Genomic DNA, 8,420 nt, shown 5'->3' on the forward strand with positions numbered 1-8,420 from the left:
TGGTATAATGATAAAGATTTTTTCTTGGATTTTGTAATAATATAGAAAAATTATAATAATATAACATTTATAATCCTATACAGGATGAGGCAATAAAAAAAATTGCAAACTTCTACTTGACACAAACTTTACGGAAGCTTTGATTGGTTTTACAATTGAGTTATAGTATAATAATACTATAAAGACTTTATTTCTCTCATGAGATTGCTTTGGCCGGCTTTCTTATATAGAGAAATAAAGTTTTTTATTGATCTTGGGTTAACCTTAGATTAGATCCGCCCGTACTTAGATCGAAGAAGTAATTGCCGCTGCCGGAATAGGAGTAAACCCTAATTTTATAAGTGCCTGTAGCCGTAGGTGTATAGTTGATATTTTCTTGTCTGGATGTTCCTGTGGAAGAAGCCAGCTGATTTCCGTTGGCATCATATAAGTAAATATCAAAGTCAGGGCTTCCGCTGCTCCAATTCGGCATAATGAAGGTCACAGCAATAGGATAATTCTTGTTATCCACTGTAAACTCCCACATATCGGATTTGCCGGAGGATCCTAAGCTTTGGGAAGCATACATATGGTTTGGCACGGCAATATTATTGCCACTAAAACCACCTGCTTGCTTCACTGCTGCATAAGCGTCCAGTCTTCCATTGCCGTATTCAATGTCTTTTCCTGTAGGACCCCAATCCTGGGCAGTAGATGTCAATATGCTTTTCACTTGCGTAGGCGTTAAGCTTGGATTTGCATCCAGCATCAAGGCCACTGTACCTGCGGTAAACGGTGTCGCCATACTTGTACCGCTATAAGTAATATAGCTGTTGGTTGTATTGGTCTTGACGGAAGTGATATTATATCCTGGGGCTGCAATGTCAGGCTTGGTTCTTCCATCTGCAGTAGGTCCTCTGCTTGAGAAGTTGGTCAGGTTAAATCCCTTTTCTCCCACATCAGCCATAGCTGCTACCGTAATGGCCTTTTCAGCCGCACCGGGTGATCCGATGGTGTATCTTCCAGGTCCTGAATTTCCTGCTGCAACAACCACTACAATACCGTTATCCACAGCACGATTTACCGCTAAAGATGTAGCATCTGTTCCATCAGAACTTCCGCTGGTTCCAAGGCTCATATTGATGATATCAATTCCATAAACATTCTTATTTGTGATACACCAGTCAACGGCTGCAGTAACGTCACTCATGGATCCGTTGCCCTGCTTGTCCAAAACCTTTAATCCTACCAATGCCGCTCCCTTTGCAACACCTGCATAGATGGCATTACCGTCTCCTTCTCCTGCAATAGTACCTGCAACATGGGTTCCATGTCCGTTGTCATCATATGGTGTTGTCTTTCCGCCTACATAGTCTTTCCATCCAATAATCTTGCTGCCGTCCAAATCAACATGTCCACCATATATACCTGTATCGATTACTGCAACCACAACATCATTCTTGGAATAACCTTTTGGACTGCCATCCCGGTCTCCGTCCACATTAAAGTCGGTTCTGGCTTTTTCTGCCCCAAACCAATAGTTGGCTGTATTATTGAAGGCCTGAACAACTTCATCATATTCAATGTGCTCAACGATGTCCAGTTTTGATAATTTGTGAATCTGCCCTTTCTTTAGCTTCATTGCCATTGCCGGAATATTTTCATATTCATGCTTTGCCATGTATTCACCCAGAACTTCCTTCACTTTGCCTTTCTTTTCTGTATCCAGTTTGTCTTTGAAGACAACGATCACGGAAATCTCTTCATCATCATTGGCTTTATCCATTTTCTTGGACAAATTCTCAAACAGCTTGTCCTTATTTTCATCATATAACTTTATAACTTCTTTTTCTTTGATTTCTACCTTTGCCTTCTCCGTTACAATGTCCTGATCCATGGCAAAACCATAGGACCCGGTCAAAGCAACCATAAGCCCCAGCAGGATCATAGAAATAACTTTTTTGCATTTTTTCATATCATGCATTTTCCATCCCCCATTTTTTATAATTTTTTATTCTTCCTATGTTTTAGATGCCTCTATCCCTGTGCATTGGACTCACCCCCTTTTCATTATCAAATTTGCACCATGCCATGTAATCATCATTATTATTATTATAGTCTATTTAGTAAGTTTAGATTTTTGTTATATTTACTTACATATTAATATTTTTTTCTGCTTTCGTCAACTATTTTTTCTAAATTTTTAAAATATTTTTTATAAAAACTCCTACAGTTATTTACCTGCAGGAGTTTTTATGTTTTTAAAAAAATTCCTTCCGTTATGCGTCTGCAAGAAATTTTCATTCAAATAGCTGTATTTCCAATGCCTTATAAAACTCATGGTCTATGTTGTGGGTGATGGATAGATTATGATCCTTTCTGAATTGGATTACGGCTGCCTTCATTCCTTCTCCATATATGCCATCGATATGTCCATGATAGTAACCGTATCGTTTTAAACGTTTTTGCACCTCATATACATCGGATCCCCTATCTCCAGGCAACAAAATCCTAAACCCATTTCCAAAAGGGCCAAAAATACCGCCCCAGATTGTCACAGGTGTTCCTACTTTTACGTATCGATATAAGTCCTCCACATCCTTATTTCTCATCCGAATGCACCCATGGGAAGCGGCAAAACCGATGGAATTTGGCCTATTTGTCCCATGAATGCCATATCTGCCCCAAGGCACATTCTAATAAGAATACATCATTTATCTGGATTTAAAAACTTATAATGAATCTTTATTTCGGCATTTTCGTAGATCTCGATTTTTTCAATCAATTTTTCTAAGATAAACCGATCTAAGGTTTTAAATTCTAGCAGCTTTTTCGCAATATCTTCAATTTCTCGCTTTTCATCCTCCTTTCTATCCAATTCAGCAAGTTTCTTTTCAAGCTTCTGCAGTTTTTCATTTATTCCGTTCTTTTCGTCAGTAAACCCCTTATTTAACTCCAAAAAATCTTCTTCACTGATAATCCCTTTCACCTTATCCGTATACAGGGATTTTACCATTGCCTTCAGCTCTTCAAGTCGATCCCTGCATCTTTTAATATCATCTTGAATTTCCTTCTTCTTTCCATCTTTAAAACTTAACCCTACTGTTTTGTCTTTTATACCGTTTACATCAACATATTTTTGGATCATTTGTACCATATCTTCAATTACGATGGAAATCAACGTTTTTTCTTGTATAGAGTGTCTGCTGCAAAACTCTTTCGAGAAACGTTTGTAGGTTGAACATATAAGATATAAATGATTTCTTTTCGCATTATAGGTCATATACGAGCCGCAATCTCCACAATATACAAATCCGGAGAACAGCCTTGGGGTTTTTCTACATTTAAAATCTTGGTTGTTTTTTCTTTCTATCATCTTTTGCACTGTTTCAAACTCCTGTTTAGAAACAATGGGTTCATGGGTTCCCTCAACAATCTGCCAGTTTTCTCTGGGAATGTTGATAAACTTCTTGGATTTATAGGAAAGCTTCTCAGATTTTCCCTGTGCCATACTTCCCATGTAGGTGGGATTGGTCAATATCCACTTTATAGTGGTTGCATCCCAGTACATTGTTTTGTTCCGTCCGACATAGCTTGAATTTAAAACAGTTTTTTTATATCGAGAAGGGTTGGGAACGCCTTCTTCATTCAGTGTATAGGCTATTGTCGTGAGTCCCATTCCTCCAAGGTACATCTCAAAAATCCTTTTTACAATTCTTGCAGCTTCTTCGTCCACAATAATTTTATTCTTATTGTCAGGATCCTTTAAATACCCAAATGGTGCATGAGATCCGATAAACTGACCCTTAGCCCTTTTAATATTAAATGCGGTCCTGACTTTTTTGGATATATCCTTTGCATACATGTCATTAAATACTGATCTAATGGGTGAAAAATCATTAGCTGCAGACTCCCGAAAAGTGTCTATGCAATCATTTACTGCAATAAAACGTACCCTCTTTTCTGGAAAATACTTTTCTAGGTAGTACCCCGTTTGAATATAATCTCTCCCCAAACGACTTAGATCTTTTACTATGATTAAATTGACTAAACCGGATTCTATGTCATTTATCATATCTTGAAAACCAGGACGCTCAAAATTCAAACCGGAGTAACCATCATCAATATATATTTTAAAAAGGGTCCATTTTGCATCATTTACATATTTCTTTAGAAACTCCCGTTGGTTGTTGATAGATTCAGACTGTCCAGTTCCTTCATCCTCTTTTGATAGTCTGCAATATATCCCCACTCTCCAATATTCGACGGATATATTATCTATTTTTGAATAGCAGTTATCTGTGTACATTAATACCTCCTCTGATAAAGATAACTACCTACCTTTTTTGATCTTATACCATATGACAGGTAGTATCAATATTTTCATTTAGGATGCGTTTAATATATAAATTAATTTTTCCTTTATCAGTTCCTCCATAAGCTGCTGTATAGTTTTTCCTTCATCTTTAAATATTCTGTTTACGACATAATTCTTTTCTTTCATAAAAATCCTCCTTTCTCTCTTACAAAATATATATATTCACCTACCAATTTGTCCTATTTTAAAAAACATATTAATTCTCTTTTTCCGCTACAATTTTCAAAATAAAAAAACGAGGTTTACCCCGTTTTCAAATTAATCGTTATTGTTTATTTTTTCCTACCTTGAAGTGCTAATATATTTTTATAATCTTGGATAGGTTTTCTGAAAAAAAATCCTTAGGCAGATTACATAAATCAATGATGTCATCCTTATCCAAAGGAATTTCGTCTGCAATTTGCTGCTTGGTAATTTTGTTATGCTCAAGCAGTAATTCCGCTGCATCCCTTAATATTCTAGGTTTCTCTATCACTAACACATTATCCAAAGGTTCTCTTGTACGCCAGCCTTTAAAACTAATTCTTTTTTGAAAGTAGGTGTATTTTTCTTCACTTATCAAGTGAAGATCCAAGCATTTTCTGATTAGTGCTTGTATTGAGATTTTCCATTTTTCCTTTAATCGTATGAAAGTTTCCATGCTCAAAGGAAGTTCTTTGATCTCTTCAATAAAGACATCGCTAGGATATAAAAACTCAGATGCAAAATAATCTGCATCTTGCTCTATGTGCTTGGAGCCCTGTTCTTCTTCTCCGACTCCGTTATGCAGAATAAGATGGCCTAATTCATGAGCATGATCAAAGCGGCTTCTTACCGCTGAATCTTTATTTGAGCTGGTAATGATATAAGGAATATTATTAATCCATTTTGAAAAACCATCGGTTTTATTTTGGCTAATCTCTTTTTTAATTAAGATAAATCCTTTTGTTTGCAAAAGATATGCTAAATTCCCTATAGGCTTTTCTCCTAAATTCCAATATTCTCTTAATTTTTGTGCTACTACTTTTATATCTTCTTTTTTATATCCACAGGTTCCATAAGAAATGTATTTTGACAAATCTGGTATATCCGGTTTGGGAAAATCTATATATTGCAGATAAAAAGGCATAATTTGTTCATCCAGCAGCCTGATTGTTTGTTCTAAATGAGCCTGTGTTTTTTTAGGTATATTCTTGGTTCTAAAGTAAATAATACTCTCTTTTTTTTCAGAATTAGTATAAGGCGTATAAAAAAATTTTACAGGGAACTTCAGGGCATTTCTTAGCTTAAAGATAATATCTGTACTAATTGTAATATCACCTTTTTCATATTTAGAAATCGTTTGTTTTTTTATTCCAAGAAGGTCTGCCAAGTCCTCCTGGGTCATTTCTCTATATAATCTTGCTTGTTTTATTCTTTCCCCGACAATTTGTGATGTGCCCTCAGATGCCATAATATGTCTTCCTTTCAACTTACCATTTAAGATGTTCATTTGTCCACACCTTTTCATTACTTAAATTTTAATGTTTTTTTAAGGGAAAGCTCCTCCTCTTTAATCTTATCTTTATCGAATATCTTGCTATCTTGATTTGCCAATTCATCTTTATGTAAGTACAACATACTTATTGGTGCATGTAAAATCAATAAAGGTTTTTTAAAAGATGGATCAAAAAATACTATTTTTAATAACTCTAACCTATTTTCATCATCCATATGGTATAGCATAACGCCTGTTATATCATATTTCTCTTTTATTTCTGAAGATATAATACTTTGCAATTCAAATATTTCCTCAAAACACAACTGCCCTTCTAAATTATAATTAACGGACACTCTTTCTTTTAAATATTTTTTTGGATTTCTGATAAGGTCTTTTACATCTTTGCTACTTGTTATAGAAAGGGCTATTCGATTTTTCTTTATTTCAGCTAGTTTTGTCGTATGTGCTATAAACACATCTCCATACCTGCTCTTGGCTAAAGCATCCTGTACTTTTTCAGCTCTATAAAAATGCCATCCATTTCCCAGAACTAATTCCGATTTCTGATGGTCGTTAAATTTTTCGCCTTCCTTTTTTATAATTTCTGAAATTTCTTTGAAAAACTCATAATCAAACCATCTCATGATTTTTTCTTTCCATGCTTCTTTTACAACACCAAGTTCCTCTACCCTTACCACATCTTTCATAGCAATAGCATGTACATCTTCCCTTTGCATTGAAAAGCACATCTCCTTTTCATCAATTATTTACTACTATTGTATGAAAAATATACGAATTTGTCAATTATGGTAGGATAATTTTTGCATTTATTATCTATAAGAGTAAAAGTCGCAGGCACTTAGTGAAATCAGATTAAAAATGGGCACAGTCTTCCCTACAGCTAATTTTAGGTAATTTATTCACCCCTAGCTTTTGTTTTATAATTCGAATTTGGGTTTTTACTGTATTAATACTAATTCCTAGCTCCTCTGCAATTTCACTATTACTTTTACCCTCTTTTTGCAGAAAATAAATTTGAAGTTGACGATTACCAAGACCATGCGGTTGATCCTGCATTTGTGCCATCTTATACTTTTTTATTTTGGTAATGGTATCTCGATAGATACTAAAAACTGAACTGGGTGCCATTCCCAACATTTTCCCAATTTCCGTATATGAATATCGCTGTCGCAATAGGGCTATCTCCTTCTGTCTCTCTGTTAGTCCTGCTAATTGGATATCTTTTTCATCTATAGCCTGAAACTGGTATAGCACCCTGTTCTCCATTTCTGCAGTCATTTTATTTAAGTCTGATTCCATACTGCCTGCCAATTCCAGAAGAACCATCTCTTCCGCTGTTTTCTGTCCCCCCTGTTCTCGTAACTGCTGACGGTATCTGTTGATCTTGTTTTTACTTTCCCTATACTCTATACTCATATCCAACCACGAAGACCAATTTCCACCCGTTGCATGCATTATCCCTTCCCCCTTTGCTTTCCTAAAAATTTCATTGATAATTGAAGGTTTCTACAGTTTAATGTTGAAATCTTATACCAAACTTTTTATTTTCCTTTTGTCCTAAGAGTTACGTAAAAGCTATAGTTTAGGCTGTATCTTGATCCTGTAAGTTTTTGTCATCTAAATCGGTTAAAAAAATATCTCTAACATTCACTTGAAACAAGTCGGCTAACTTTATAGCCAATTCTAATGATGGATTTCTATTGCCATTTTCTATCATAGTATAAAAACTCCTTGAAATTCCCAGTTTTTCGGCTATGTAGTTCTGAGTTAGGTTTTTTGCTGTTCTTAACTCAATAAGTTTGTTTCTTTGGTTTCTCATTAGTCCACCTCCAGTTTGTAACTTATTGTTACTTTTCTTAATTTTATTATAGTAACCTTAAGTTATATTGTCAAGCAATTATTTTTCCATTGTAGCTTTTAGTGACATGTGTTACGTATTGTGACATTTCATGATAATATTTATACAGAAATATTTTAGGAGGAATACACATGACTTTTGGTCAAAGATTGTCCATTCTAAGAAAAGAAAAAGGCCTGACTCAAAGCCAGCTAGCAGAAGTATTAGGTGTGTCTAGAGGTACTATTGGCATGTATGAAATAGATAAAAGGGATCCAGATACTTCTACATTGGAAAAATTATCAAACTATTTCAATGTTTCTGTTGACTATCTCCTTGGAAGAACAGATATAAAAAATCCGTCTGATTATATACACAAAGCTGTCGAAGATGATCCAGAGCTCGCTGAATTTTGGGAAGAAATGAAAGAACGGGAAAGCTTGCAAATACTATTTAAACAAGTTAAACAATTGGATGACAAAGATATTAAACAAATCATCCGAATTATTAAGGCAATTGAAGATGAAGAAAATAAAGAGTAAAGTCCAATTTCCGTATATGAATATCGCTGTCGCAGTAGGGCTATCTCCTTCTGTCTCTCCGTTAGTCCTGCTAATTGGTTTCCCCTGAAAAAATAAAAGATTTTGATAGGCAAAAAGGAATTTGTGGCTCAAATGTAGAATTAATTATTATGAACATATGGGATATAGAATAAATTTCTCCAAGGAATCATTGAGCATATTCTT

At 35.0% G+C, this 8,420-nt stretch carries 8 protein-coding genes; 1 reads left to right on the forward strand and 7 read right to left on the reverse strand.

All coding sequences use genetic code 11. The features are described from left to right. Positions 1–244: 244 nt before the first annotated feature. The 7 genes from AN619_RS14275 to AN619_RS14305 form a co-directional block, all read right to left on the reverse strand. Complete coding sequence (locus AN619_RS14275; RefSeq protein ID WP_068557944.1) at positions 245–1,963, reverse strand: S8 family serine peptidase; 1,719 nt, start codon at positions 1,961–1,963, stop codon at positions 245–247. 316 nt (positions 1,964–2,279) lie between these two features. Beyond that, the gene (locus tag AN619_RS14280; protein WP_330382101.1) at positions 2,280–2,672 is read right to left on the reverse strand and encodes a L,D-transpeptidase family protein; all 393 of its coding nucleotides are present in this window, start codon (positions 2,670–2,672) and stop codon (positions 2,280–2,282) included. Between the two features lie 17 nt (positions 2,673–2,689). Further along, positions 2,690–4,288 carry a recombinase family protein gene (locus AN619_RS14285; RefSeq protein ID WP_068557946.1) on the reverse strand — a complete coding sequence of 533 codons (1,599 nt, stop codon included), beginning with the start codon at positions 4,286–4,288 and terminating at the stop codon, positions 2,690–2,692. A gap of 364 nt (positions 4,289–4,652) precedes the next feature. Beyond that, positions 4,653–5,828, reverse strand: coding sequence for a helix-turn-helix domain-containing protein (locus AN619_RS14290; RefSeq protein WP_207644251.1), 1,176 nt, complete (start codon positions 5,826–5,828; stop codon positions 4,653–4,655). Positions 5,829–5,845: 17 nt separating this feature from the next. After that, positions 5,846–6,553: a hypothetical protein gene (locus AN619_RS14295; protein ID WP_068557948.1), complete on the reverse strand. Its 708-nt coding sequence runs from the start codon at positions 6,551–6,553 to the stop codon at positions 5,846–5,848. A 136-nt stretch (positions 6,554–6,689) separates the two neighbouring features. After that, on the reverse strand, positions 6,690–7,292 hold the full coding sequence (locus AN619_RS14300; protein ID WP_068557949.1) for a sigma factor-like helix-turn-helix DNA-binding protein: 603 nt from the start codon (positions 7,290–7,292) through the stop codon (positions 6,690–6,692). Positions 7,293–7,419: 127 nt separating this feature from the next. After that, complete coding sequence (locus tag AN619_RS14305) at positions 7,420–7,656, reverse strand: helix-turn-helix transcriptional regulator (RefSeq protein ID WP_068557950.1); 237 nt, start codon at positions 7,654–7,656, stop codon at positions 7,420–7,422. A 170-nt stretch (positions 7,657–7,826) separates the two neighbouring features. Here AN619_RS14305 and AN619_RS14310 point away from each other — a divergent pair, with 170 nt between their 5' ends. Further along, positions 7,827–8,216 carry a helix-turn-helix domain-containing protein gene (locus tag AN619_RS14310; protein WP_068557951.1) on the forward strand — a complete coding sequence of 130 codons (390 nt, stop codon included), beginning with the start codon at positions 7,827–7,829 and terminating at the stop codon, positions 8,214–8,216. Positions 8,217–8,420 lie beyond the last annotated feature (204 nt).

Source organism: Thermotalea metallivorans (assembly GCF_001562415.1).
In the GTDB taxonomy this organism is placed as follows: domain Bacteria; phylum Bacillota; class Clostridia; order Peptostreptococcales; family Thermotaleaceae; genus Thermotalea; species Thermotalea metallivorans.